Origin of the sequence: Mesorhizobium sp. B2-3-7, from assembly GCF_006442695.1 — a bacterium.
Lineage (GTDB): Bacteria > Pseudomonadota > Alphaproteobacteria > Rhizobiales > Rhizobiaceae > Mesorhizobium.
In genome coordinates this window covers 524,827-549,047 of the sequence record NZ_VFVV01000002.1, presented here as the reverse complement: position 1 = coordinate 549,047, position 24,221 = coordinate 524,827, and the positions used below count along the sequence as shown (strand labels likewise).

Sequence of the window (24,221 nt, the reverse complement as noted above, 5' to 3'; positions counted from 1 at the left end):
GGCGCCGCCGCCCCGGCTCGCCTCACGCACTCAAGCGAAACCGCGTGACATCGATTGCGGCGCTCATCAGCGTCTGCGTGTAGCCGGCCTGCGGATTGCTGAAAATGTCTTCCGTCGGCCCTTCCTCGACGATCTTGCCCTGCTTCATGACGATGATGTAGTCGGCCATGGCGCGCACCACGGCCAGATCGTGGCTGATGAAGAGGTAAGACAGCTCATGGTCGGCCTGCAGCTTGCGCAGCAACTCCACGATCTGCTTCTGCACCGAGCGGTCGAGGGCGGAGGTCGGCTCGTCCAGCACCACCAGCTTGGGCTTGAGAATCATGGCCCGGGCGATTGCGATGCGCTGGCGCTGGCCGCCTGAGAATTCGTGCGGATAGCGATTGCGCGAATTGGGATCGAGGCCGACTTCACGCAGCGCCTCGACGGCGCGCTGGTCGCGCTGCTTGCCCGAGAGGTTCGGTTCATGCACCAGCAACCCTTCGGTAATGACCTGGCCGATGGTCATGCGCGGCGACAGCGAACCGAACGGATCCTGGAAGACCAGCTGCAATTGGCGCCGCAGCGGCCGCATCGTCTGGCGGTCGGCGGTCGAGATATCGCGGTCGCCGAAGCGGATCACGCCATCGCTCGGCAACAGCCGCAGCAAAGCGCGGCCAAGCGTCGATTTTCCAGAGCCTGATTCGCCGACGATGCCGATCGTCTGATTGCGCCTCAGCCTGATCGAGATATGGTCGACGGCGCGCAGCATCAGCGGTTCGCCGGCCAGAAAGCCGCCGCCGATGCGGAAGGTGACCTCGACGTTTCTGCCTTCGAGCAGGACGGGCGCATTGGCCGGCGGCGGCGCCTTGGTCCCGGTCGGCTCGGCCGCCAGCAGCATCTTGGTGTAGGCATGCTGAGGACTGGCGAAGATGGCTTGCGCGTCCCCCTCCTCCACCACCTCGCCGGAGCGCATGACATAGACCCGGTCGGCAAAGCGCCGCACGATGCCGAGATCGTGGGTGATGAAGACGATCGCCATGCCGAGCTTGCGCTGCAGCTCGGCAAGTAGCATGAGGATCTGCGCCTGGATGGTGACGTCGAGCGCCGTCGTTGGTTCGTCGGCAATCAGGATATCGGGATCGTTTGCCAAAGCCATGGCGATCATGACGCGCTGGCGCTGGCCACCCGACATTTCGTGCGGATAGGATTTCATGCGCCGTTCGGGATCGGGAATATGCACCAGCCTGAGCAGGTTGAGCGCCTCCTCGCGCGCTTGCGCCGCATTCAAGCCCCGATGCCGGCGAATCGGTTCGATCAGCTGGTTGCCGATCGAATAGAGCGGATCGAGCGAGGTCATCGGCTCCTGGAAGATCATGCTGATCTTGCGGCCGCGGACCTTGTTCAACTCGGATTTGCTTAGCGTCAGAAGATTGCGGCCGCGATAATCGACACTGCCGGTGGCTTCTCCATTGGAGGCCAGCAGGCTCATCGCCGCCATCATCGTTTGGCTCTTGCCGGAGCCGGATTCGCCGACCACGGCGACGGTTTCGCCCGCCTTGACGTGGATGTTGATGCCTTTCACCGCCTCGACCGCGCCGTCGAGGGTGCGGAAGCGCACGCGAAGATCCTTTACGCTGAGAATGGTCTCTGCTGCGTCCATCTTAGCGGTCCTTGGGGTCGAGCGCATCGCGCAGGCCGTCGCCGACGAAGTTCAGGGCGAACAAGGTGGAGACCAGGAAGAAGGCAGGGAACAGAAGCAGCCAGTTTGCAGTGCCGATATTCTTGGCGCCGACCGAGATCAGCACGCCCCAGCTGGTCATCGGCTCCTGGATGCCGAGCCCGAGAAACGACAGAAAGCTCTCCAGGATAATGACCTGCGGCACCAGCAGCGTCATGTAGATCACCACCGGCCCGAGCAGGTTGGGAATGACGTGGCGCAAAAGGATGCCGCGCTGGCCGACGCCCATGGCCTCGGCCGCCTGGACATATTCCTGGCGGCGGATGGACAGCGCCTGGCCGCGCACGATGCGGGCCATGTCGAGCCACAGCACGGCGCCGACCGCCAGGAACATCAGCACGAAGTTGCGGCCGAAGAACACCACCAGCATGATGACGAAGAAGATGAAGGGCAGCGAATAAAGCACGTCGACGATGCGCATCATCACCTCGTCGACCCTGCCTCCGGCAAAACCGGCAGTGGCGCCATAGAGCACGCCGATGGCCACGGCCACGACGCCGGCGAGCAGACCGATGGCCAGCGAAACGCGCCCGGCCATCAGCGTCCGCGACAACAGATCGCGGCCGGTGTTGTCGGTGCCGAAAAGAAAATATTGCTGCTTGACCGAGGCGCTCATCGTCGCTTCGAGGCCGTCAGGCGACTTGCTTTCGATCCTGGTGTCGTCGAAGGCATCGGACCGGTCGAGATAGCGGATGTTGCGGTCGTCGATCGCCTTGCTGGAGGTGACGGTGACGAAGACGCGATTGCCTTCCTGGCGCCAGTCCTTGATGTCGACACGCATGCGCTTGATCGCCTCATCGAGCGCGGTCTCGATCATGTCCGGCTTCGGATAGGCCGACAGGCTCGGCGGCGTACGCACGTAATCACCATAGATGGTGGTGTATTGGTGCGGCACGAACCAGGGCCCGAACACGCTGATCACAGCGATCAGGATCAGGTAGTAGAGGCTGAACATGGCGGCGCGGTTGGCCTTGAGGCGCGCCCAGGCATCGCCCCACAGCGAACGGCCGACGACCGGTGCGGCGATCGCGATATCAGTCATAGCGCACCCTCGGATCGACGACGGCATACATGACGTCGACGATCAGGTTGAAGACGATGGTGAAGATGGCGATGACCACCACCGTCCCCATCACCAGCGTGTAGTCGCGGTTGAGCGCGGCATCGACGAAGTAGCGCCCGACGCCGGGAATGGAGAAGATCGTCTCGACGATGATCGAGCCGGTGAGCAGGGCGGCGGCAGCCGGACCGGTGAAGGAGACGATCGGCAGGACGGCGCCGCGCAGCGCGTGCTTGACCACCACCGACCAGTCGGACAGGCCGAGCGCGCGCGCCGTGCGGATGTGATGCGAGCGCAGCGATTCGATCATCGAGCCGCGCATCAGGCGGGCGACGATGGCGATCTGCGGCAGGGCAAGCGTCAGCACGGGACCGATCTTGTTGATAAGCGCGCCATCGCCCCAGCCGCCGATCGGCAACAGCTTCCAGGTCAATCCGAACACGAGCTGGATAATCGGCGCGATGACGAAGGTCGGGATGGTGCTGCCCGCGGTTGCCAGCGCAATCACCATGTAGTCGCCAAGTTTGTTCTGGTTGAGCGCCGCAATGGTACCGAGCACGCTGCCGAGCAGCAGCGCCAAGATCAGCGCGGAGGCGCCGAGCTGAATGGAAATAGGCAAGCCCTTCGCGAAAAGCTCGGTGACGGTAAAGTCCGGCATATTGTAGCTCGGGCCAAAATTGCCGCGCAGGAGATTGCCGAGATAGTGGACATATTGCAGCCAGAGCGGGTCGGCGAGCCCGAACTGGGCTTCAAGATTGGCCCTGATCTCGGGGCTCAGGCCCCGCTCCTGGTTGAACGGGCCGCCCGGTGCGACGCGCATCAGGAAGAACGCCAAGGTCACGATGACGAATAGCGTTGGAATGGCGGTCAGAAGCCGCCTGAAAATGTAGCGTAGCATCGGCGGTGCCCTGCTTCGGCCAGGGTGACGGGCATCCAACGGGACGCCCGCAGCACTCTGGCACCTCTCATCTTCGCACCATGGCCTGCGAAAATCGATTTCGACTTTCGGGCCCCATGCGACGACAGATCGAACCGCCGTCCTGAACGGGCGGCGGTTCGATCAAGGTTTTCAATCCTTGGAGATGAAGCGGGACGGATGCACGTCCATGACGTTGTCGACGAAGCCGTGCAGCTTCGGGGAAACGATATCGTGGTAGCTATAGTAGAGAAGCGGGATCTGGCCGACGTCGTCGACGAGGACACGTTCGGCGGCGGCGAGTTCCTTCATGCGCTCTTCCGGCTTGCCGCCGGCGGCGGCCGCCTTGTCCATGGCCGCCTCGTATTGCGGGCTGTCATAGACCGAATAGTTGTTGCCGCTGGCCTTGCGCGAGATGCCCAGGAAGGTTTCGGGATCCTTGTAGTCGGCAATCCAGGCGGCGCGCGCAACGTCATAGTCACCCCTCTGCTCGAGGAAGGAGTAGTGGGTCTTGGTGTCGGTGTTGAGCAGCGTGACGTCGACGCCGAGCGGCTTCAGCTGTTCCTGGATGGCGACCGCGGTATTCTTGTGGTTCTCCGAGGTGTTGTATCGGATCTCCATCTTCAGCGGATGCTCCGGCGTGTAACCGAGTTTCTCGAGTATCTTCTTGGCTGCGTCCTCGCGGTCGATCTGCGACATGTCGGCATATTTGGCCATCGCCGGCGTGTAGCCCTCGATGCCCGGAGGGACCATCGAATAGCCTGGCAGCATTGAATTCTGCCAGACCTTTTCGGCAATGAAATCGCGGTCGATGGCCATCGAGATGGCATTGCGCAGCTCGACATTGTCCCAGGGCTTCTTGTCGGTCTTGATCGCGTAGTAATAGGTGCCGAGATACGGCCCCACCTTGATCTGATCACCGAACTTGGCCTTGAGGTCGGCGAGCTGCTCGGTCGGTAGATCGTCGTAGCTGTCGAGTTCGCCGGCCTCGAAGCGCTTCATCGCCGAGGAGCGATCCTCTGTCGGGATGTAGTTGACGACGTCGATCTTGACGCTTCCGGCATCCCAGAATTTCGGATTCTTGACCAGTTTCATATGATCGTTGGGAACCCACTCGGCCAGCGTATAGGGGCCGTTGGAAACGAGATTGCCCGGCTTGATCCAGTCGGCGCCGAGCTTGTCCATGGACGCCTTGTTGACCGGATAGGTCGCCTGGTGGGTCAGCATTTCGAGGAAATATGGCGTCGGCGCCTTCAGCGTCACTTCAAGGGTGGTCGCGTCGATGGCCTTGACGCCCATGTCCTCGGGCTTGCCCTTCTTGGTGTTGACTTCCTCGGCGTTCTTGACGGGATAGAGCATCGAGGCATATTCGGCGGCCGTCGCCGGGTCTTCGAGGCGGCGGAAAGCGAAGACGAAGTCTTCGGCCGTCACCGGGCTGCCGTCGGACCACTGGCCGTCCTTCCTGAGCTTGAAGGTGTAAACGGTACCGTCATCCGACACCGTCCAGCTCTCGGCGGCGCCGGGGATGACGTTGGCCTTCTCGTCCTGCATCACCAGACCTTGGAACAGGTCGCGCAAGACGTTGGCTTCATAAACCGTCGAGGTCTTATGCGGATCAACCGACTCGGATTCGGCAGCAGTGCCTCTGTTGTAGACGACCTCGGCAAAGGCCGGCGTGTAGAATGTTCCGGCGGCCAGCGCCATGGTTGTGGCGAATGCCGTCGCCTTCAGCATGTTTTTCAGCATGAAGTTTCTCCCTGTCGGCGCTGCCAACGGCGCGCCTTTGCGTGTTGACGCCCCGGGACCGATGTCTGGCCCCTTTGAGCGCGCCGCCGGTTCCCTCCGTCGGCTGGTGGCAGGAGACTAGACAGGCGGCAAGCTCTTTTCAACCGAGTACTGATTGACCCTAAGTCAATAGCCAGGAATCAAAGAAGCCGCGGCTAAATTAGCGTAGCTTTTCAATCATACACACTTCCAGGTTGCGCCTAGAGTTTTCGCTTTTTGCATGCGAACTTTGGCATGCTCGGCGGCATGGTTCAGAACCTCATTCGCCGGATCCAGGGGCGCCGATTCCAGACAGACACTTCGGCAACTTCGGCGGTTGAGTTCGCTCTGCTATCACCGATATTCATCCTTCTCCTGCTCGGAATGGTTGCATACGGTATCTATTTCGGCGCGGCCAATTCAATACAGCAGATCGCGGCGGACGCCGCCCGGACGGCCATCTCGGGGCTGAACCAGACCGAGCGGCAGACGCTCGTGGCCTCGTTTCTCGCCAATAATGCCGGTGGATATCCCTTCGTCGACGCCAGCAAGCTGACTTATCAGGCCAATGACAGCACGGCGGACGGCAATCAGTTCGTGGTGTCGATCCAGTACGATGCCCGAAACCTGCCGATCTGGAATCTCTTTCCGGGCATAGCCATGCCGGGTACAACGATCAAACGCCAATCAACGATCAGGGTCGGGGGCATCTGAATGCTGCTCTGCGCGCACTTGAAGGTCGGCAGGCTTGCACGCCTGATGCTTGGTGACCGGCGAGCGAATTTCACGGTGATGACGGCGTTGAGCGCGCCGGTCGCGCTGGCGCTGGCAGCGGTGGCGATCGACGAGGCCTCCATTTACACCGAGCGCCGAGAAGCACAGGCGATGGTCGACCTGGCAGCGATCACCGCGGCTTCGAACATCAACAACGTCCAGACCGCAGTCTTGACCACGCTCACCGACAACGGGATGCCAGGTGTCGTCGTTCAGGGCTCGGGTCAAACCATTCCCGCGGCGGTGGGCAAAACCGTCGTGACGGTCACGCGGGGCCGATATGCAGGGGCATCCTCGGTCAATGTGGATCAACGCTTCCAAGCAGGCGTAACCCCTTACAACGCGGTTCATGTGACCCTGCGCAAGATCCCCAACCGCTATTTCGCAAGCTCGCTGATCCCAACGCCCATCATTGGCACCGAAGCCACCGCCAGCATGACGCCACAGGCCACTTTCTCGGTCGGATCGAGGTTGCTCAGCGTCAATACCAGCAACAGCCCCATCCTCAACGCGCTTCTCGGCGGCCTCCTAGGCGGCAACATCTCGCTCAGCGTCATGGACTACAACGGATTGATCTCCGCCGATGTCAGCGTGCTTTCCTTCGTCGATGCCCTGGCGGTGCAATTGAACCTGACGGGCGTGACCTATTCGGACGTTCTGGCCTCAAAGGCTACAGTCGGCCAGATCGCCACCGCCATGGCCAATGTTCCCGGGCTCGGCAACACGGCCAAGGTCGCCTTGCAAACCATGGCAAGCAAATCGACTAACACGGTCAAGATTCCGCTCAGCCATCTCATTGACCTCGGCCCCCTCGGCAGACTTGGCCTCGGGCAGAGGCCAGCCGGCCTTGGCGTTGACGCCAGCGCGATGGGAATGCTGATGGCCGCCGCCGAACTGGCAAACGGTTCGAAGCAGATCGACCTCGGTCTCAGCACCGGCATACCGGGGGTGCTGTCGAGCACGCTCGCCATCGCCGTCGGCGAACCGCCGCAATCCTCGCCATGGCTGAAGGTTGGCGAAGTCGGCACCATTGTGCGGACGGCCCAGACCCGTATCAAGCTGGTGGTGAAGATCGGAGCCGGCAACAGCAATGTCGGAGGCGGTATCACCCTGGTGTCGTTCAGTCTGCCTCTGCATGTCGAAGTCGCCTATGCCGAGGCCAAGCTCACCGACGTAAGTTGTCCGACAGGCCCCAGCAGCATCAAGGTGACCATCGCCACCCGTCCCGGTATCGTCGAAGGGCATCTCGGCGACAGCAGCAGCGCCGGCTTTGCCGATTTCACCAACAAGGAGACGTTTTCCAACACGGAAATCGCGAGCGTGAAACTTCTGATCATCCCGGTGCTGTCGGTGGTGGGCTCAGCGGCGTTCGACATGGCCAACAACACGCCAACGACGTTGACTTTCAACAAGGCCGATATCGATGCCAAGACGATAAGGACCGCTTACACCCAAAATTTTACCCAGTCGTTGACTACGTCGCTGGTCAGCGATTTGTCGCTGACGGCGAATTTACTCGGTCTGCCGCTGCTGAATCTGAACACGCTGATCGCAACCGTAAGCCCGCCAGTGGTGGCACTTCTGAACAGCGTAACAGCTCCGGTCGACACGTTGCTTACCAATCTGCTCGGAGCTCTTGGCGTGCGTCTCGGTGAAGCCGACGTCCGGGTCACCGGCGCAACGTGCGGACGTGCCGTGCTTGTCCAGTAAGATGGCCGGCACGCGCTGATCTAGGCAAGGTGTCCAAGAAAGCATCCGAGTGTCGGCAGCAAAAGCACGGCTTCTCCGGCCAGCGAGGCATCGCCGCCAAGTTTCGCAACCGCTCCTAAGTCTTGCGGCAGCGGCCAATTGGCCGGTTCCCCGGCGAAATTGAAGGCACAAAGCAGCCTTTCATCGCCATGCTCGCGGACAAAGGCCAGCACGTCGCCTTCGGCGTCGAGAAAGCGGATCGAACCGCCGACCAGCGCCGGATGCCGCTTGCGCAAAGCGAGTGCCGAACGGTAGGCGGAAAGTACCGATTGCTCATCGCCGCTCTGTACATCGACCGCGCGAGCGCGATGGCTTTCCGGCACCGGCAGCCAGGGTTTACCGGTGGAGAAGCCCGCATTATCGGCGCCGGACTCCCAGACCATGGGCGTGCGGCAGCCATCCCTTCCTTTCACACCGGGCCAGAAGCGGATGCCTACCGGATCGCGCAGGTCCTCATAGGCAAGTTCCGCCTCCTGCAAACCGAGCTCCTCGCCCTGGTAGAGGCAGATCGAGCCACGCAGGCAAGAGAGCAACATGATCGAGAATTTGGCCACCACGTCAGGATCGCCGCCCGGCCGCGTCCAGCGGCTGACGTGGCGCATGACGTCATGGTTGGAAAACGCCCAGCAGACCCAGCCATCTACGACAGCGTTTTCGAAAGCCTCGACACAGCCGCGCACATGCGCCGCCGAAAATTGCGGGCCAAGCAGATCGAAGGTGTAGCACATCTGCAGCTTGTCGCCGCCGGAGGTGTAGGCGGCCAGCGTCTGTAGGGAGCGCCCCTCATCACCGATTTCGCCGACGGCGGCGCGATCCCCGTACTCGTCGAGCAGCGCCCGAAAGCGCCGCAGGAACGCTAGATTTTCCGGCTGCGTCTTGTCGAACAGGTGCTCCTGGTAGAGGTAGGTGTTGGTCTCGGTGTTGGTGCCTGCAACGCTCGACGCCAAGGGCGGGTTGCTGCGCAGCCAGCGGTCGTGGACGTAGTAGTTGACGGTGTCCAGCCGGAAGCCGTCGACGCCGCGCTCCAACCAGAACCGCACTGTATCCAGGAGCGCGTCCTGGACCTCCGGGTTGTGAAAGTTGAGATCCGGCTGCGAAGCGAGGAAATTGTGCAGATAGTACTGCCGGCGGGTCGCATCCCATTCCCACGAGGGGCCGCCGAAGACCGACAGCCAGTTGTTGGGCACACCACCATCCGGTCTGGCGTCGGCCCACACGTACCAATCGGCCTTTGGATTGTCGCGGCTGGCGCGGCTTTCGACGAACCATTCGTGCCTGTCGGAGGAGTGCGACAGCACCTGGTCGATGACGATTTTCAGGCCAAGCCGGTGCGCTTCGGCAACCAGTGTATCGAAATCCTCCAACGTGCCGAACATCGGATCGACGTCGCAATAATCCGACACGTCGTAGCCCATATCGGCCATCGGCGACTTGAAGAAAGGCGACAGCCAGACGGCATCGGCGCCGAGCGAGGCAATGTGGGCGAGCCTTGATGTGATGCCGGCGAGATCGCCGCTGCCGTCGCCGGTCGTGTCCTGGAAGGAACGCGGGTAGACCTGGTAAATGACGCAACCGCGCCACCAGTCGGCCGCTCGCTCGGCATTGTCGTCAGTCATCACGACTCTTTCCCTGTCTGGGCCCTTCCGTCCTGCGCTCGATCATGAAATTCACGCTGCGGCCCGGCAGCGCGCGAGAAAGATCAACTGCTTGCGCTTCGACGGCGGGATGCCATCGGAATCCGTCTCGCGCGGGCAATGTGAAGATGCATTGGCGGCGATCGCCATTGACCATGACGGCAAGCCGGCCATCCACGCCGCCGAGCAGCATGACGAGGCGATGCCGGGCGGGATCGTTCCACTCCGCCTCGCCGAGCAGCGCCCCCGTCTCGGTGAGCCAGGCGGCGTCGGCAGTGTCCGACCCGGCCAGCGGCTGGCCGGTGAGGAAATCTGTATTAGAGAGCGCCGGCACCGCGCGGCGCAAGGCGGCCAGTGCACGCGCGTAGCCTTCCAGCGCCTGGTCACGCCCCTTCCAGTCGAGCCAGGTGATGTTGTTGTCCTGCGCATAAGCGTTGTTATTGCCTTGCTGGCTGCGGCTGAATTCGTCGCCGGCCGTCAGCATGATCGTGCCGCGCGAGGCGAACAGCGTGGCGAGCAGCGCACACTGGTCGCTGAAGCGCGCCTTCGCGATTGCCGCGTCGTCCGTCGCGCCCTCGACGCCGTTGTTCCAGGACAGGTTCTCGTTGTGGCCATCGCGATTTTGCTCACCATTGGCCTCGTTATGCTTCTCCTCATAAGCAACGATGTCGGCCAGCGTCATGCCGTCATGGGCCGCGATGAAATTCACCGTGCGGCTGGCGGGCTGGCCGCCCCTGCCGAAAATATCGGACGAACCGGCAAGTCGTGTCGCCAGCGTACCAACCATGCCGGCATCGCCGCGCCAGAAGCGCCTGGCATCGTCGCGATAACGATCGTTCCATTCCAGGAAGCGGGAGGGGAAGTTGCCGAGCTGATAGCCATCGAGACCGATGTCCCAGGGCTCGGCGATCAACACACGGCCGGCCAACAGCGCATCCTCGCGCATCGCCTCCAGCAACGGCGCTTGCGCTTCGAATGTGCCGTTGACGCGCCCCAGCACCGGTGCCAGGTCGAAACGAAAACCGTCGACGCCGGCATGGCGGACAAAATGGCGAAGCGTGTCGAGCACCATTTCCCGCACCGCCGGGTGATCGCCGGCGACCGTGTTGCCGGTACCAGTATCATTGACCAGCCTGCCATCCGGCTGGTGCCGGTAATAAGCCTGATTGTCGAGGCCGCGCAGCGACAATGTCGGACCGAGCCTGTCACTTTCGCCCGTGTGGTTGAAGACAAGGTCGAGAATGGTGCCGATGCCGGCCGCACGCAGCGCGGCAACGGTATCGCGCAATTCGGCCAGGCCGCCAGGGGCCAGGCGCGGGTCTAGTGCCATGAAGGTGACAGGGTTATAACCCCAGGCGTTGCTCAACCCGAGCGGCGGCAGATGCCGCTCGTCGATCGATGCCGTCACCGGCATCAGCTCGACGGCGGAGACGCCGAGCCTTCGCAGGTGCTCGACGATAGCCGGATGAGCAAGCGCGGCGGTCGTGCCGCGCTGTTTTTCCGGCACATCCGGATGCAGCTTGGTGAAGGCGCGCACCGGCACTTCGTAGATCAGGCCGCCCGGACGGAACAGCGGCGGCGGCACAGGCACAGCCGTGAGCAAGGCTTTCGCCACGGCCTTCGGCATCAGCGGCGCGGTATCGGCACCTTCGTTGCGCCGCGCGGCGAGACGCCAGTGATAGGCATAGGGCCGATCGATCTCGACGGCGTAGGGATCGGTCAGCAGCTTGTCGGGGTCGAACCAAAATCCGCGCTCGGGCGCGTAGTCGCCATCGGCGCGGAAACCGTAGCGGGTGCCCTCGGCAAGGCCGGAGACGAAGAGTGCATGCACCCCCTCTCCTTCCGCTTTCAGCTCCAGCCGGTCGAGTTCGCGGTTTCCCTGTTCGTCGAAGATCGAGACCCAGAGGCGGCGCGCCGACGAGGACCAGGCGGCAAAGCGGATGCCGTCGGGGGTGATGGTGGCGCCTAGTGAGGTCATCGGCGCGTCCTCCACCCTCCCCCTTGTGGGAAGGGTCGCGAACGAAGTGAGCGGGGTGGGGGGTGACGCCGGCAAAGCCCTCTACGAGCACCCCCACCCCGACCCGCTACGCGGATCGACCCTCCCCACAAGGGGGAGGGTGAAGCCACCGCCACGCTCAAGTAATCACGCTCGGCTTGTCGCGGCCGGTATGGCTCCTGATTCCCGCGATGTCATCCGCTGCCGCGATCAGATCGGCGAGCGCCTTCTGCGTATCGAGATCGTGCCTGGCCTTGTCCGGCTCGTAGCGCTCGATGTAGACGCGCAAGGTGGCGCCCGAGGTGCCCGTGCCGGAAAGCCGGAAGACGACGCGCGAGCCGCCTTCGAACAGCACCCTGATGCCTTGATGCTCGCTCACCGAACCGTCGACCGGATCGTGATAGGTGAAGTCGTCGGCATTGGCGATCTTCAGGCCGCGCACGCTGGTGCCCGGCAGCGAGCCAAGCTTTGCGCGCAGTTCATCGACCAGCGCATTGGCGCGCCCGCTCTCGACTTCCTCGTAATCATGGCGCGAATAATAGTTTCGGCCGTAGGTCGCCCAGTGCTCGGTGACGATCTGCTTACAGCTCTCGCCGCGCGCGGCGAGGATGTTGAGCCACAAAAGCACGGCCCACAGGCCGTCCTTCTCGCGCACATGGTTGGAGCCGGTGCCCGCACTTTCCTCGCCGCAGATCGTCGCCATGCCGGCGTCGAGCAAATTGCCGAAGAATTTCCAGCCGGTCGGCGTCTCATACATGCCAATGCCGAGTTTTTCGGCGACGCGGTCGGCGGCCCCACTGGTCGGCATCGAGCGCGCAATGCCCTTCAGGCCTTCCTTGTAGCCCGGCGCCAGGCGGGCGTTGGCGGCGAGCATGGCGACAGAATCCGACGGGGTGACGAAAATGCCCTTGCCGATGATCAAATTGCGGTCGCCGTCACCGTCGGAAGCGGCACCGAAATCCGGGGCGTCCGGTCCCATCATCTCGTCATAGAGATGTTTGGCATGGACCAGGTTCGGATCCGGATGGTGGCCGCCGAAATCCGGCAGCGGCTTGAAGTTGCGGCAGGTGCCGTCGGGCGCGCCAAGCCGGCGTTCGAGGATCTCCTTGGCGTAAGGGCCGGTCACCGCGTGCATGGCATCGAAGCGCATGCGAAAACCCGACTTGAACAGTTTGCGCAGCGCGTCGAAATCGAACAGGCTTTCCATCAGCTCGGCATAGTCGACGACCGGATCGATGATCTCGACCGTCATGCCGGCGGCCTTGACGGTGCCGATCGCGTCGATGTCGATCGGATCGACGTCGACGGTCTTGAAGCTGGAGATCGCCTTGGTCCTGGCGAAGATCGCATCGGTCAGCTTTTCCGGCGCCGGGCCGCCATTGCCGGCATTGTACTTGATGCCGAAATCCTCGTGCGGGCCGCCCGGATTGTGGCTGGCCGACAGGATGATGCCGCCGAACGTCTTGTATTTGCGGATGACATGCGAAGCGGCCGGCGTCGACAAGATGCCGCCCTGCCCGACCATCACCTTGCCAAACCCGTTGGCGGCGGCCATGGCGATGGCCTTCTGGATGACCTCGCGATTGTAGAAGCGGCCGTCGCCGCCGATCACCAGGGTCTCGCCCTTGAACCCGTCCAGCGCGTCGAAGATCGACTGGATGAAGTTCTCGGCATAGTGCTCCTGCTGGAATACAGGCACCTTCTTGCGCAGCCCCGAAGTGCCGGGCTTCTGGTCGGAATAGGGTTTGGTGGGAACGGTGCGTATCATGCTTCAAGCAACCCTTTTCGAAAGCAGCAGGCGATAGAGTTCAACGTATTTGTCAGCGCTTCGGTCCCAGGACAGGTCGGTCTTCATGCCCTGGCGCTGGATGGCCTCGAAGATCGCGGGGCTGGCATGGGCCTCGGCCAGGCGGCGGATGGCATGAAGCAGCGCGCCGCCGTCGCTGGGCGCGAACTGGAACCCGGTCGCCACGCCGGCGGCAATCGCCGCCTCGTTGGCATCGATGATGGTGTCGGCGAGCCCCCCGGTGCGGGCGACCACCGGCACGCAGCCATAGCGCAGGCCATAAAGCTGCGTCAGTCCACAAGGCTCGAAGCGCGACGGGATGACGATGGCGTCGCAGCCGCCCTGCATGACGTGAGACAGGCCTTCGTCATAGCCCACGACGACGCCTATACGGCCGCGGTGGCGTGCGGCGGCGGCGAGCAGCGCGCCTTCGAGGCCGGCATCGCCCGAACCCAGAATAGCCAACCGCGCGCCCGTCGCAACGATGCCGTCGACCGCCGTCGCCAGTATGTCCATGCCCTTCTGCCAGGTCAGGCGGCTAACGACGCAGACGATCGGGCTACCGTCGCGATCGAGCCCGAAACGGCCCTCGACAGCGGCCCTGTTGGGCGCGCGCGCCTTGAGCGAGGCGGCTGTATAGTTCGACACCAGATGCTTGTCGGTCTCCGGGTTCCAGATGGCGGTGTCGATGCCGTTGACGATGCCATAGAGATCGCTGGAGCGCATGTTGATCAGGCCGTCGAGACCCATGCCGAATTCCGGTGAGCGGATTTCCTGCGCATAGGTCGGGCTGACGGTGGTGATTGCCCAGGCAGCCTGCAGGCCGGCCTTGAGGAAGCCGACGCCGCCATAATATTCCACGCCGTCAAGCGCCATCGCCGCCGTCGGCAGTCCGAGTTCGCCGAAGATGCCGGCGCCGAACTGCCCCTGGAAGGCGAGGTTGTGGACAGTCATCATCGACGGTGTGCCGACCGCCTTGCCATAGCGCATATAGGCCAGCGTCATCGCCGACTGCCAGTCATGGGCATGCACGATATCGGGCATGTAACCGGAGATGGCACCGCCGGCGATGTCGGCGCCGGCTTGGCTGAGCGCTGCGAAACGGCGCCAATTGTCCGGCCAATCGGCACCCGCGGCATTGCCATAAGGACCGCCGGGACGATCGAACAGATGCGGCGCATCGAGCACGAAAAGATCGAGCCCGGCAAGCTGGACAGAATGGACCGAAGCCTTGCCGCCCTGCAGCAGCGGATACTTGTAGACAGACTTTTTCTTCTTGAAGGCGTCCATCACCATGGGAAAACCGGGAATAAGCGTGCGCATGGTCACGCCTTTGGCGGCCAGCGCGACGGGCAGCGCGCCGGTCACATCGGCAAGCCCGCCGGTCTTGATCAGCGGAAAGATCTCGGGCGTGACCGACAGAACCTGCATGCGCTTACCGAACCGCTCCTGGTGCATGTAGCCCAAACCGTGCAGCGGTTCTGGGGCAAGGACATGCACAAACCACCCTAAAGTGACAGCTTGTTGATCAACCCGATCGGGTTGACAACTTGTTGATCAACCTGATCAGGTTGACAACTTGTTGATCATGTCCTGCGTGATCAGGCAGATGCCCTTTTCCGAAACGCGGAAGCGCTTGGCGTCGAGCACGGGATCCTCACCGACCACCAGCCCTTCCGGTATCCTTACACCGTGGTCGATGACGACGCGCTTCAACGTTGCGTTCCGGCCGACATGAACGTCGGGCAGCATGACGACCTCTTCCAGCGTCGAGTAGGAATTGATGCGCGCGCCGGTGAAGATCAGGCTTTTGCGGAGCGTCGCGCCCGAGACGATGCAGTCGCCCGACACAAGCGAGGACACGGCCGAACCGCGCCGTCCATCCTCGTCATGCACGAACTTCGCCGGCGGCTTCAACTCGGCATAGGTCCAGATCGGCCAGTCGCGATCGTAGAGGTCGAGTTCGGGCGTCACGTCGGTCAGGTCGATATTGGCTTCCCAATAGGCATCGACGGTGCCGACATCGCGCCAGTAGGCCTCATTTTCCGCGGTCGAGCGCACGCAGGACTTGGCGAAGCGGTGGGCGATCGCCTTACCGTGCTCGACGATATAGGGGATGATGTCCTTGCCGAAGTCGCGGCTCGAGCCGGGCTCGGCCGCGTCGCGGCGCAACTGCTCCATCAGGAACTTGGTCTTGAACACGTAGATGCCCATCGAGGCCAGGGCAAACTCGGGCCTGTCTGGAATGCCGGGAGGGTCGGCCGGCTTCTCGACGAAGGCGATGATGTTGTCCTTGGCATCGACATGCATGACGCCGAAGCCCGTGGCCTCCATGCGCGGCACTTCGAGGCAGCCGACGGTGACATCGGCGCCGGCGTCGACATGCTGGCGCAGCATCAGCTCGTAGTCCATCTTGTAGATGTGATCGCCGGCGAGGATGACCATGTATTCGGGGCCATAGGCCTCGATGATGTCGATGTTCTGGTAGACCGCGTCGGCCGTGCCTTCATACCACTGGGTTTCCGACACGCGCTGGCTGGCCGGCAGGATATCGAAGCTTTCGTTTCGTTCGGGCCGCAGGAAGTTCCAGCCGCGCTGCAAATGGCGGATCAGCGAATGCGCCTTGTATTGGGTTGCAACGCCAAGGCGGCGGATGCCGGAGTTGAGGGCGTTGGAGAGCGCGAAATCGATGATGCGCGTCTTGCCGCCGAAATAGACCGCCGGCTTGGCGCGCCGGTCGGTCAGTTCCTTGAGGCGGCTGCCGCGCCCGCCGGCCAGCACATAGGCCATGGCGTCGCGGGCCAGCGGCTGGGTTCGTTTCGAGTTTGCCATTTTCTACCCTCCCAAGTTACCCGGTCTCGACATGGCTTGTTCCGCGACCAGTTCAAGCATGATCGTCGACAGCGGCGGCAAGAGCATCGTTGCGGAGATGCCCCCTTCCTCCGCCCGCGCTTCGACGGCGCCGCCATTGCCCTTGCCGGATCCGCCATATTCGGAAGCGTCCGTGTTGATGATCTCGCGCCATGTGCCGGCTTTCGGCAGCGGCACGCGGTAGTTGTCGCGCGGCACCGGCGTGAAATTGGAGATGATCGCGACCGGATTGCCTCCCGGCGCGCTGCGCAGCCAGGCGAAGACGGAATTCTGGCTGTCGTCGACGATCAGCCAGGAAAAGCCCTCCGGCTCGCAGTCGCGGCCGTGCAGGGCCGGTCGCGAGCGGTAGAGATAGTTGAGGTCGCGCACCACCTGCCAGACACCGCGATGCGAGCGGAAATCGAGAAGATTCCAGTCGAGCGCGCGCGCCTCGCTCCATTCGCGGCGCTGCGCGAACTCCTGGCCCATGAACAGCAGCTTCTTGCCGGGGTAGCCCCACATGAAAGCGTAGTAGGCGCGCAATGTCGCGAATTTCTGCCAGTCGTCGCCGGCCATCTTGCCAAGCAGCGTGCCTTTGCCGTGCACGACCTCGTCATGCGAGAGCGGCAGCACGAAATTCTCCGAGAAGGCATAGACCAGGCCGAAGGTAAGGTCGTTGTGGTGGTGTTTGCGGAAGATCGGCTCCCTGGAAAAATACTCCAGCGTGTCGTGCATGAAGCCCATGTTCCACTTGAAGCCGAAGCCCAGCCCGCCTTCATGGACCGGCGCCGAGACCTTCGGCCACGAGGTCGATTCCTCGGCGATGGTCATGACGCCCGGATGGTGGCCGTAGAGCTCCTTGTTCATCTTCTGCAGGAAGCTGACCGCCTCGAGGTTCTCGCGGCCGCCCTTCTCGTTAGGAATCCATTCGCCTGCCTTGCGCGAATAATCGAGGTAGAGCATCGAGGCGACCGCGTCGACGCGCAGGCCGTCGACATGATATTTTTCGGCCCAGAACAACGCGTTGTTGACCAGGAACGACACCACCTCGCGGCGGCCGAAATTGTAGATCGCGGTGTTCCAGTCGGGATGAAAGCCCTGGCGCGGATCGGCATGCTCGTAGAGCGCAGTGCCGTCGAAATGGACAAGGCCGTGCTCGTCGACCGGAAAATGCGCCGGCACCCAGTCGAGGATGACGCCGACGCCGGCACGGTGGGCGCCGTCGACAAAGCGGGCAAAGCCGGCCGGGTCGCCAAAGCGCGCCGATGGCGCATAGAGGCCTGTCGTCTGGTAGCCCCAGGAGGGATCATAGGGATGTTCGGAGATCGGCATGAACTCGATGTGGGTGAAGCCGGTCTCGACGACATAGGGGATCAGCCGGTCGGCCAGTTCATCCCATGACAGAAACGTTCCATCGTCGCGAAGCTGCCAGGAGCCGGCATGGACCTCGTAGATGGAGATGGCCTCGCGCCGCGGATCGGCATTGCGCCAGAAACTGCGATGCGCCTCGTCGCCCCATTGATGGGCGGGCGACGCAGCGGTCACCGACGCGGTCGCCGGGCGCAGTTCGGACTTGAAGGCAAACGGATCGGCCTTCAGCGGCAATCTCACGCCATCGGGGCCGATGATCTCGTACTTATAGGGCCTACCGGCGCCGATATCGGGGATGAATACCTCCCAGATGCCGGTGTCGCGGCGGTCGCGCATCGAATGGCGGCGGCCGTCCCAGTCGTTGAAATCGCCGACCACCGAGACGCGCCTTGCATTGGGGGCCCAGACGGCGAAATGCACGCCGGTGGCGCCTTCGTGCTCGATGACATGCGCGCCGAGCTTGTCGAACAGCCTCAGATGCGAGCCCTCGGCAATGTAGTAATCGTCCATCGGACCGAGCACCGGGCCGAAAGAATAGGGATCCGTCAACCACCAGTCGCCCCCGGCATTCCTGGCGTGATAGCGCAATGGCTGGCGCTTCTTGATCGACAGCTTGCCTTCGAAAAAGCCGCCATCGTCACGCCTGGACAATTCACCAGCAATCATGCCGGTCAGCGTATAGGCGGTGACAAACTCCGCATGCGGAACGAAACAGCGGGCAAACAGGTTCTTGCCGACCTCATGGACGCCGAGGACCGCAAACGGATTGCCGTGCGTGCCGGCGACAATCGCCGCGACATCGCTGGCCGGGGCCGACCCGTCCGGCCCGCTTGTCGCAGCGGTCGCGCGCGGTTTCCTCATCGGGCAGTGTCCCTCCCCGGGCACCAAATGTTTGTTTTAAGGTATAAATTCGGCGTTTGAACTCACACCCCGGACTACATCGTTCTTGGCCTCATGCAATCACATCAGGCAGGTACGTTCCAGATGTCTTTCGCGTATTGGCGGATCGTGCGATCGGAAGAGAACCAGCCGACGCGCGCGACGTTGCGGATTGCCCTGGCGTACCAGTCCGGACTGTTGCGCCAGACGGCGTCGACGTCTCGCTGGCAAGCGGCATAGGCGTCGAAATCCGCCGCGACCATGAACCAGTCGCTGTCGTAGAGACCATTGATGAGATCGCGGTAGCGGTTGGGATCATCGGGCGAAAAGACGCCCGATGAAACGGCCGCGAGCGCCTGCGACAGTTCGGGCGATGCCTCGATGACGCCACGCGGATCGTAGCCATTGTTGCGGCGCTCGGTGACCTCCGCCGTGGTCAGGCCGAAGATGAAGATGTTGTCGTCGCCGACGCATTCCTTGATTTCGACATTGGCGCCGTCGAGCGTGCCAATGGTCAGCGCGCCGTTCAGCGCGAACTTCATGTTGCCGGTGCCCGAAGCCTCCATGCCGGCGGTCGAGATCTGCTCGGAAAGGTCGGCAGCCGGCATCATGATCTCGGCGAGGCTGACATTGTAGTTCGGCACGAACACCACCTTGAGCAAGCCGCGAACGGCCGGATCGCGGTTGATGACTCTGGCGACGTCGTTGGCCAGTTTGATGATCAGCTTGGCATTGTGGTAGCTGGGCGCCGCCTTGCCGCCGAAGAATTTCACGCGCGGCATCCAGTCGCGCTCCGGATGCGAGCGGATCTGGTCGTAGAGCGCGACCGCCTCGAGGATGTTCAGGAGTTGGCGCTTGTATTCGTGGATGCGCTTGACCTGGATGTCGAACAGCGCCGAGGGATCAAGCCTGATACCGAGCCGGTCGGCGACGAGATTGGCCAACTTCACCTTGTTCTGCCGCTTCACGCCGGCGAATTTTTCGCGGAAAGCGGTATCGTCGGCAAAGGCATCGAGCCCCTTGATGGCCTCGATGTCATCCAGGAAGCGGTCGCCGATCGCCTCGCGGGCGAGTGCGGTCAGACCTGGGTTGCACTGGATCAGCCAGCGCCGCGGCGTGATGCCGTTGGTCTTGTTGTTGATGCGGTCGGGGTAGAGCGTGTGCAGGTCGGCGAATACCGTTTGCTTCATCAGCTCGGTATGCAGCGCCGAGACGCCGTTGATCGAATGCGAACCGACGAAGGCGAGATTGCCCATGCGCACGCGGCGGTCGCCATTCTCCTGGATCAGCGAGATGCGGCTGATCTGCTCGCCGGAGAACTGATTGGTGGCGCGCGCCTCGAGCAGCACCTGCGCGTTGATGGCGTAGACGATCTGCATATGGCGCGGCAAAAGCCGCTCGAACAGCGGCACCGGCCAGCTTTCCAGCGCCTCCGGCAGCAGCGTGTGGTTGGTATAGCCGAAGGTGCGTTTGGTGGTGTCCCAGGCCTGGTCGAAATCCATACCGTGGACGTCCATCAGGAGGCGCATCAGCTCCGGCACGGCGATCGCCGGATGGGTGTCGTTGAGGTGGATTGCCGCCTTGTCGGGCAGCGACTTCAGGTCGCCATATTGGCTGAGATGCCGCTGCACGATGTCCTGCAAAGAGGCGGTGGAGAAAAAATATTCCTGCCGCAGCCTGAGTTCCTGCCCTGCCATGTGGGAATCGGCGGGATAGAGTACGCGCGACAGCGCGTCGGCCTTGTTGCTTTCGGCAAGCGCGCCGATGTGGTCGCCAGCATTGAACTTGTCGAGCAGGATTGGATCGACCGGCATGCCCGACCAAAGCCGCAAGGTGTTGACGCGGTTCCCCCGCCAGCCGACGACAGGTGTGTCGTAGGCGACGGCCAGCACATGCTCGGTCGGCTTCCAGACATGGCGTTCCAGCCGGCCATCCCTGGTGGTGACCGATTCCACCGAGCCGCCGAACCCGACCTCGAACGACCGTTCGCGGCGTTCGAACTCCCAGGGGTTACCGTGATCGAGCCAAGTTTCGGGCAATTCTACCTGCCAGCCGTCATGTATCTCCTGGCGGAACATGCCGTTGGCGTAGCGGATACCGTAGCCATGCGCGGGAATATCGACGGTGGCCATGCTTTCCATGAAGCAGGCGGCGAGCCGGCCGAGGCCGCCATTGCCAAGCGCTGCATCCGGCTCGAGCGTGGCGATGAGGTCGAGTTCCACACCCAGCGACGACAACGCCTCGCGCATGTTCTCCATCAGGCCGAGATTGGAGAAGGCGTCACGCATCAGGCGGCCGATGAGGAACTCCAGCGAGAGGTAATAGACGCGCTTTTCCTGCTGGGCGTAGGCCTCTTTCGTCGCCTGCATCCAGCGATCGACGATGCGGTCGCGCACGACCTTGATCGAGGCGGTCAGCCAATCGTACTGGGTGGCGACGGTGGTGTCCTTGCCGACCCTGTATTTGAGGGCCATCAAGACTTCTCTTGCGAGCGTCTTAGGGTCGGGATTTTCAAGCAGTGGCGGGAGGGGATCGGATGTCATCGTGCGTGTCATGCTGCCTCTCGTGCGGTTGCCACGATCATACCGGCTTTCATCATTCATCCCAGCCCATGCTACCGCATTGCAGCAAACGTTCAATCGATTTAAATAAGCCGGAGGTGACTTACCCAGCGGCAATTTGGCAGTTCAGGCCGCCAGCGCCGCTTCCGGCGGCGTCTTTGCCCCGGTCATGAAGGCGACGGCATCGGACATTGTATGTTGTTTGGGATCGATGACGCACAGCCGACGACCCAGCCGATGGATGTGGATGCGGTCTGCCACTTCGAAGACATGCGGCATGTTGTGCGAGATCAGCACGATCGGCAGGCCGCGCTTCTTCACGTCGAGGATGAGTTCCAGCACGCGGCGGCTTTCCTTGACGCCAAGTGCTGCCGTCGGCTCGTCCATGATGACCATCTTGGAGCCGAAAGCGGCGGCGCGCGCCACTGCCACGCCCTGGCGCTGGCCGCCCGACAGCGTCTCCACCGCCTGGCTGATGTTCTGGATGGTCATCAGGCCGAGTTCAGTCAGCTTGTCGCGGGCGCGCTTTTCCATCGCCGGACGGTCGAGCATGCGAAGCCATTGGCCGACAAAGCCGGGCTTGCGTATCTCGCGGCCGAGAAACATGTTATCGGCGATCGACAGCGCCGGCGACAGCGCCAGGTTCTGGTAGACGGTTTCGATGCCGGCTTCGCGGGCCTCCATGGGCGACTTGAAGGCGACCGGTTTGCCCTCAAGCCGGATTTCGCCTTCATCGGGCACCACAGCGCCTGAAATCGCCTTGATGAGCGACGACTTGCCGGCGCCGTTGTCGCCGATAACAGCGAGGATTTCGCCGGGGTAGAGGTCGAAATCGGCATTGTCCAAGGCGGTGACGCGGCCGTAGCGCTTGACCAGTCCGCGAGCGGTGAGGATAGGGTCCTGGGTCATGCCGAAACCTTTCTGATCCATTGATCGACCGCCACGGCGCCGATGATCAGCACGCCGGTGAGCAGCACCTTCCATTGCGGATCGGCGCCCAGCATGTTGAGGCCCATGGAGACGACACCGACGATCATCGCGCCGAACAGCGTGCCGAGGATCGAGCCGCGGCCGCCGAAAAGAGAAATACCGCCGATCACCGTGGCGGTAATCGCCTGCAAATTGTAGTCGGTCACGGCGGCCGACGGCGAGATCGACCCATTGCGACCGATGGAGACCCAGGCGGCGAAAGCGGCGATCAGCCCGGCCAGGGTATAGACCGTCATGAGCACCTTCTTGGTCTGGATACCCGACAGTTTCGCCGCCTCCTGGTCGTCGCCGACAGCGTAGACATGGCGGCCCCATGCCGTGTGATTGAGCACGTACCAAAGGAGCAGCACGAGCGCGACCATCGCAATCACGCCGGCCGTCAGCACAGCGGTGCCGACCTTGAAGCTGAGCGCGAACAGATGCAGCAGCGGCGCCTGAACATCGACGTCGGTGTCGCGGATCGTCTCATTGGCCGAATAAATGAAGTTCGTCGCCATGACGATGTTCCAGGTGCCGAGTGTCACGATGAATGGCGGCAGTTTCATGTAGGCGACAAGCACCCCGTTGAGCAGCCCGCAGGCAGCACCCGCGGCAAGTCCGATCGCTACGGCAAGGACGCTCGGCAGGCCGTAGCTGACGGCGCAATTGCCCATGATCACGGCCGAAATCACCATGATGACGCCAATCGAAAGGTCGATGCCGGCGGTGAGGATGACCAGGGTCTGGGCGGCACCCAAAATGCCGACGATGGCGATCTGCTGCAGGATCAGCGTCAGCGTGTAGGACGAGAAGAAACGCCCGCCAATGGTGAGGCCGAACACGATGATCGCCAGGACCAGAACGATCAGCGGCACCGCGGCCGGCGTCGAATGCAGAAAATGCTGGATGCGTCTGACCGCCGATTTATGCTCGTCAAACGCGGCAACGCTCGTGTCGCTGCCTGAGAGAACCTTCTCGAATTCCTGAGCTTGAGACATGTTTCCTCCCCGTAGGGTATCAGCCACGCGGCGACACCCGTCCACGCCTTTCCGGTCTCCTGCCGGGATTGTTCGCGGTCACGCGACCATCGTCCACCCGAAGCGGCCGGGGATCAAGTCCGGCCGCTCCGTTTTTCGTTGCCAGTCAGACCGGCATCAGCCCCAGCACTTGGCGAGGCCTTCCTTGGTGTCGATGGACTTCACGCCATTGGCCGGCTTGTCGGTCACCAGATTGACGCCGGTGTCGAAGAAGTTCTTGCCTTCGGTCGGCTTCGGCTTGGTGCCGTCCTTGGCGAAGTTGGCGATGGCCTCGATGCCGAGCGCCGCCATCTGCAGCGGATATTGCTGCGATGTCGCGCCGATGACGCCTTCGGCCACCGACTTCACGCCGGGGCAGCCGCCATCAACGGAGACGATCAGCACCTGGCTTTCCAGGCCGACGGCCTTGAGCGCCTGATAGGCGCCGACCGCGGCCGGCTCGTTGATGGTGTGGATGACGTTGATGGTGTTGTCCTTCTGCAGAAGGTTCTCCATCGCCTTGCGGCCGCCCTCCTCATTGCCGTTGGTGACGTCATGGCCGACGATGCGCGCGTCATCCTCGTCGCCGATCTTGTTAGGATCCTTCACGTCGATGCCGTAGCCCATCATGAAGCCCTGGTCGCGCAGCACGTCCACGGTCGGTTGCGAGGGGGTCAGGTCGAGAAAGCCGATCTTGGCGTCCTTGGCCTTGTCGCCGAGCGTCGCGGCGGCCCAGGCGCCGATCAGCTTGCCGGCCTCCAAATTGTCGGTGGCAAAGGTCGCGTCGGCGGCGTCGATCGGATCGAGCGGCGTGTCGAGCGCGATCACCAGCAGGCCGGCGTCACGCGCCTTCTTCACGGTCGGCACGATGCCCTTGGTGTCGGACGCGGTAATGAGGATGCCCTTGGCGCCGTCGGCGATGCAGCTCTCGATCGCCGCGACCTGGCTTTCGCTGTCGCCGTCGATCTTGCCGGCATAAGTCTTGAGGTCGACACCAAGCTCCTTGGCCTTGGCGGTCGCACCCTCCTTCATCTTGACAAAGAAGGGATTGGTGTCGGTCTTGGTGATCAGGCAGGCGCCGACACCGGCCGCGGATGCGGACGAGGCGAATGCCATCAGGCCCAGAGCGGCCGCCGCAAAAACGGTGGACTTCAACAGTTTTGTATTGGTCACGAT

Annotated in this window: 16 protein-coding genes; 2 read left to right on the top strand and 14 right to left on the bottom strand. The window is 62.7% G+C overall.

The genetic code is table 11. The features are described from left to right. Positions 1–22: 22 nt before the first annotated feature. From FJ940_RS06485 to FJ940_RS06470, 4 genes are all read right to left on the bottom strand, one after another. On the bottom strand, positions 23–1,642 hold the full coding sequence (locus tag FJ940_RS06485) for an ABC transporter ATP-binding protein (RefSeq protein ID WP_140520752.1): 1,620 nt from the start codon (positions 1,640–1,642) through the stop codon (positions 23–25). Between the two features lies 1 nt (position 1,643). Beyond that, positions 1,644–2,762 carry an ABC transporter permease subunit gene (locus FJ940_RS06480; RefSeq protein ID WP_140555874.1) on the bottom strand — a complete coding sequence of 373 codons (1,119 nt, stop codon included), beginning with the start codon at positions 2,760–2,762 and terminating at the stop codon, positions 1,644–1,646. Beyond that, the gene (locus FJ940_RS06475) at positions 2,755–3,678 is read right to left on the bottom strand and encodes an ABC transporter permease subunit (protein ID WP_140655847.1); all 924 of its coding nucleotides are present in this window, start codon (positions 3,676–3,678) and stop codon (positions 2,755–2,757) included. The genes FJ940_RS06480 and FJ940_RS06475 overlap by 8 nt, the downstream gene beginning before the upstream one ends. Before the next feature lie 171 nt (positions 3,679–3,849). Further along, positions 3,850–5,442 (bottom strand): peptide ABC transporter substrate-binding protein, encoded by a 1,593-nt coding sequence (locus FJ940_RS06470; protein WP_140520754.1) that lies wholly within the window; start codon positions 5,440–5,442, stop codon positions 3,850–3,852. A 285-nt stretch (positions 5,443–5,727) separates the two neighbouring features. Here FJ940_RS06470 and FJ940_RS06465 point away from each other — a divergent pair, with 285 nt between their 5' ends. Both FJ940_RS06465 and FJ940_RS06460 read left to right on the top strand, forming a co-directional pair. Further along, positions 5,728–6,174 carry a TadE/TadG family type IV pilus assembly protein gene (locus FJ940_RS06465; protein WP_140655917.1) on the top strand — a complete coding sequence of 149 codons (447 nt, stop codon included), beginning with the start codon at positions 5,728–5,730 and terminating at the stop codon, positions 6,172–6,174. Continuing rightward, positions 6,175–7,944 carry a TadG family pilus assembly protein gene (locus FJ940_RS06460; protein ID WP_140655843.1) on the top strand — a complete coding sequence of 590 codons (1,770 nt, stop codon included), beginning with the start codon at positions 6,175–6,177 and terminating at the stop codon, positions 7,942–7,944. Positions 7,945–7,964: 20 nt separating this feature from the next. Here FJ940_RS06460 and FJ940_RS06455 read toward each other — a convergent pair whose 3' ends face one another. The 10 genes from FJ940_RS06455 to FJ940_RS06410 form a co-directional block, all read right to left on the bottom strand. Continuing rightward, positions 7,965–9,599 carry an alpha-glucosidase family protein gene (locus FJ940_RS06455; RefSeq protein ID WP_140655840.1) on the bottom strand — a complete coding sequence of 545 codons (1,635 nt, stop codon included), beginning with the start codon at positions 9,597–9,599 and terminating at the stop codon, positions 7,965–7,967. Continuing rightward, on the bottom strand, positions 9,592–11,595 hold the full coding sequence (gene glgX / locus FJ940_RS06450) for a glycogen debranching protein GlgX (protein ID WP_140655837.1): 2,004 nt from the start codon (positions 11,593–11,595) through the stop codon (positions 9,592–9,594). Before glgX ends, FJ940_RS06455 begins: the two co-directional genes overlap by 8 nt. Positions 11,596–11,752: 157 nt before the next feature. Continuing rightward, the gene (locus FJ940_RS06445) at positions 11,753–13,381 is read right to left on the bottom strand and encodes an alpha-D-glucose phosphate-specific phosphoglucomutase (RefSeq protein WP_140655834.1); all 1,629 of its coding nucleotides are present in this window, start codon (positions 13,379–13,381) and stop codon (positions 11,753–11,755) included. Between the two features lie 3 nt (positions 13,382–13,384). Further along, positions 13,385–14,830 carry a glycogen synthase GlgA gene (gene glgA / locus FJ940_RS06440; protein WP_140494814.1) on the bottom strand — a complete coding sequence of 482 codons (1,446 nt, stop codon included), beginning with the start codon at positions 14,828–14,830 and terminating at the stop codon, positions 13,385–13,387. A gap of 135 nt (positions 14,831–14,965) precedes the next feature. After that, positions 14,966–16,231, bottom strand: coding sequence for a glucose-1-phosphate adenylyltransferase (gene glgC, locus FJ940_RS06435; RefSeq protein ID WP_140655831.1), 1,266 nt, complete (start codon positions 16,229–16,231; stop codon positions 14,966–14,968). 3 nt (positions 16,232–16,234) lie between these two features. Continuing rightward, positions 16,235–18,481: a 1,4-alpha-glucan branching protein GlgB gene (gene glgB, locus FJ940_RS06430; RefSeq protein WP_140564227.1), complete on the bottom strand. Its 2,247-nt coding sequence runs from the start codon at positions 18,479–18,481 to the stop codon at positions 16,235–16,237. 104 nt (positions 18,482–18,585) lie between these two features. After that, positions 18,586–21,054, bottom strand: coding sequence for a glycogen/starch/alpha-glucan phosphorylase (locus tag FJ940_RS06425; protein WP_140655828.1), 2,469 nt, complete (start codon positions 21,052–21,054; stop codon positions 18,586–18,588). 132 nt (positions 21,055–21,186) lie between these two features. Next, on the bottom strand, positions 21,187–21,969 hold the full coding sequence (locus tag FJ940_RS06420) for an ATP-binding cassette domain-containing protein (protein WP_140495053.1): 783 nt from the start codon (positions 21,967–21,969) through the stop codon (positions 21,187–21,189). Continuing rightward, the gene (locus FJ940_RS06415) at positions 21,966–23,027 is read right to left on the bottom strand and encodes an ABC transporter permease (protein WP_140494823.1); all 1,062 of its coding nucleotides are present in this window, start codon (positions 23,025–23,027) and stop codon (positions 21,966–21,968) included. The genes FJ940_RS06420 and FJ940_RS06415 overlap by 4 nt, the downstream gene beginning before the upstream one ends. A gap of 156 nt (positions 23,028–23,183) precedes the next feature. Then, on the bottom strand, positions 23,184–24,200 hold the full coding sequence (locus tag FJ940_RS06410) for a sugar ABC transporter substrate-binding protein (protein WP_181165177.1): 1,017 nt from the start codon (positions 24,198–24,200) through the stop codon (positions 23,184–23,186). Positions 24,201–24,221: the final 21 nt, after the last annotated feature.

What these genes read in the sequence shown, in the direction of transcription:
- FJ940_RS06485 (WP_140520752.1), bottom strand. Translation starts at nt 1,642, where the DNA reads ATGGACGCAGCAGAGACCATTCTCAGCGTAAAGGATCTTCGCGTGCGC.
- FJ940_RS06480 (WP_140555874.1), bottom strand. Translation starts at nt 2,762, where the DNA reads ATGACTGATATCGCGATCGCCGCACCGGTCGTCGGCCGTTCGCTGTGG.
- FJ940_RS06475 (WP_140655847.1), bottom strand. Translation starts at nt 3,678, where the DNA reads ATGCTACGCTACATTTTCAGGCGGCTTCTGACCGCCATTCCAACGCTA.
- FJ940_RS06470 (WP_140520754.1), bottom strand. Translation starts at nt 5,442, where the DNA reads ATGCTGAAAAACATGCTGAAGGCGACGGCATTCGCCACAACCATGGCG.
- FJ940_RS06465 (WP_140655917.1), top strand. Translation starts at nt 5,728, where the DNA reads ATGGTTCAGAACCTCATTCGCCGGATCCAGGGGCGCCGATTCCAGACA.
- FJ940_RS06460 (WP_140655843.1), top strand. Translation starts at nt 6,175, where the DNA reads ATGCTGCTCTGCGCGCACTTGAAGGTCGGCAGGCTTGCACGCCTGATG.
- FJ940_RS06455 (WP_140655840.1), bottom strand. Translation starts at nt 9,599, where the DNA reads ATGACTGACGACAATGCCGAGCGAGCGGCCGACTGGTGGCGCGGTTGC.
- glgX (WP_140655837.1), bottom strand. Translation starts at nt 11,595, where the DNA reads ATGACCTCACTAGGCGCCACCATCACCCCCGACGGCATCCGCTTTGCC.
- FJ940_RS06445 (WP_140655834.1), bottom strand. Translation starts at nt 13,381, where the DNA reads ATGATACGCACCGTTCCCACCAAACCCTATTCCGACCAGAAGCCCGGC.
- glgA (WP_140494814.1), bottom strand. Translation starts at nt 14,830, where the DNA reads ATGCAGGTTCTGTCGGTCACGCCCGAGATCTTTCCGCTGATCAAGACC.
- glgC (WP_140655831.1), bottom strand. Translation starts at nt 16,231, where the DNA reads ATGGCAAACTCGAAACGAACCCAGCCGCTGGCCCGCGACGCCATGGCC.
- glgB (WP_140564227.1), bottom strand. Translation starts at nt 18,481, where the DNA reads ATGAGGAAACCGCGCGCGACCGCTGCGACAAGCGGGCCGGACGGGTCG.
- FJ940_RS06425 (WP_140655828.1), bottom strand. Translation starts at nt 21,054, where the DNA reads ATGACACGCACGATGACATCCGATCCCCTCCCGCCACTGCTTGAAAAT.
- FJ940_RS06420 (WP_140495053.1), bottom strand. Translation starts at nt 21,969, where the DNA reads ATGACCCAGGACCCTATCCTCACCGCTCGCGGACTGGTCAAGCGCTAC.
- FJ940_RS06415 (WP_140494823.1), bottom strand. Translation starts at nt 23,027, where the DNA reads ATGTCTCAAGCTCAGGAATTCGAGAAGGTTCTCTCAGGCAGCGACACG.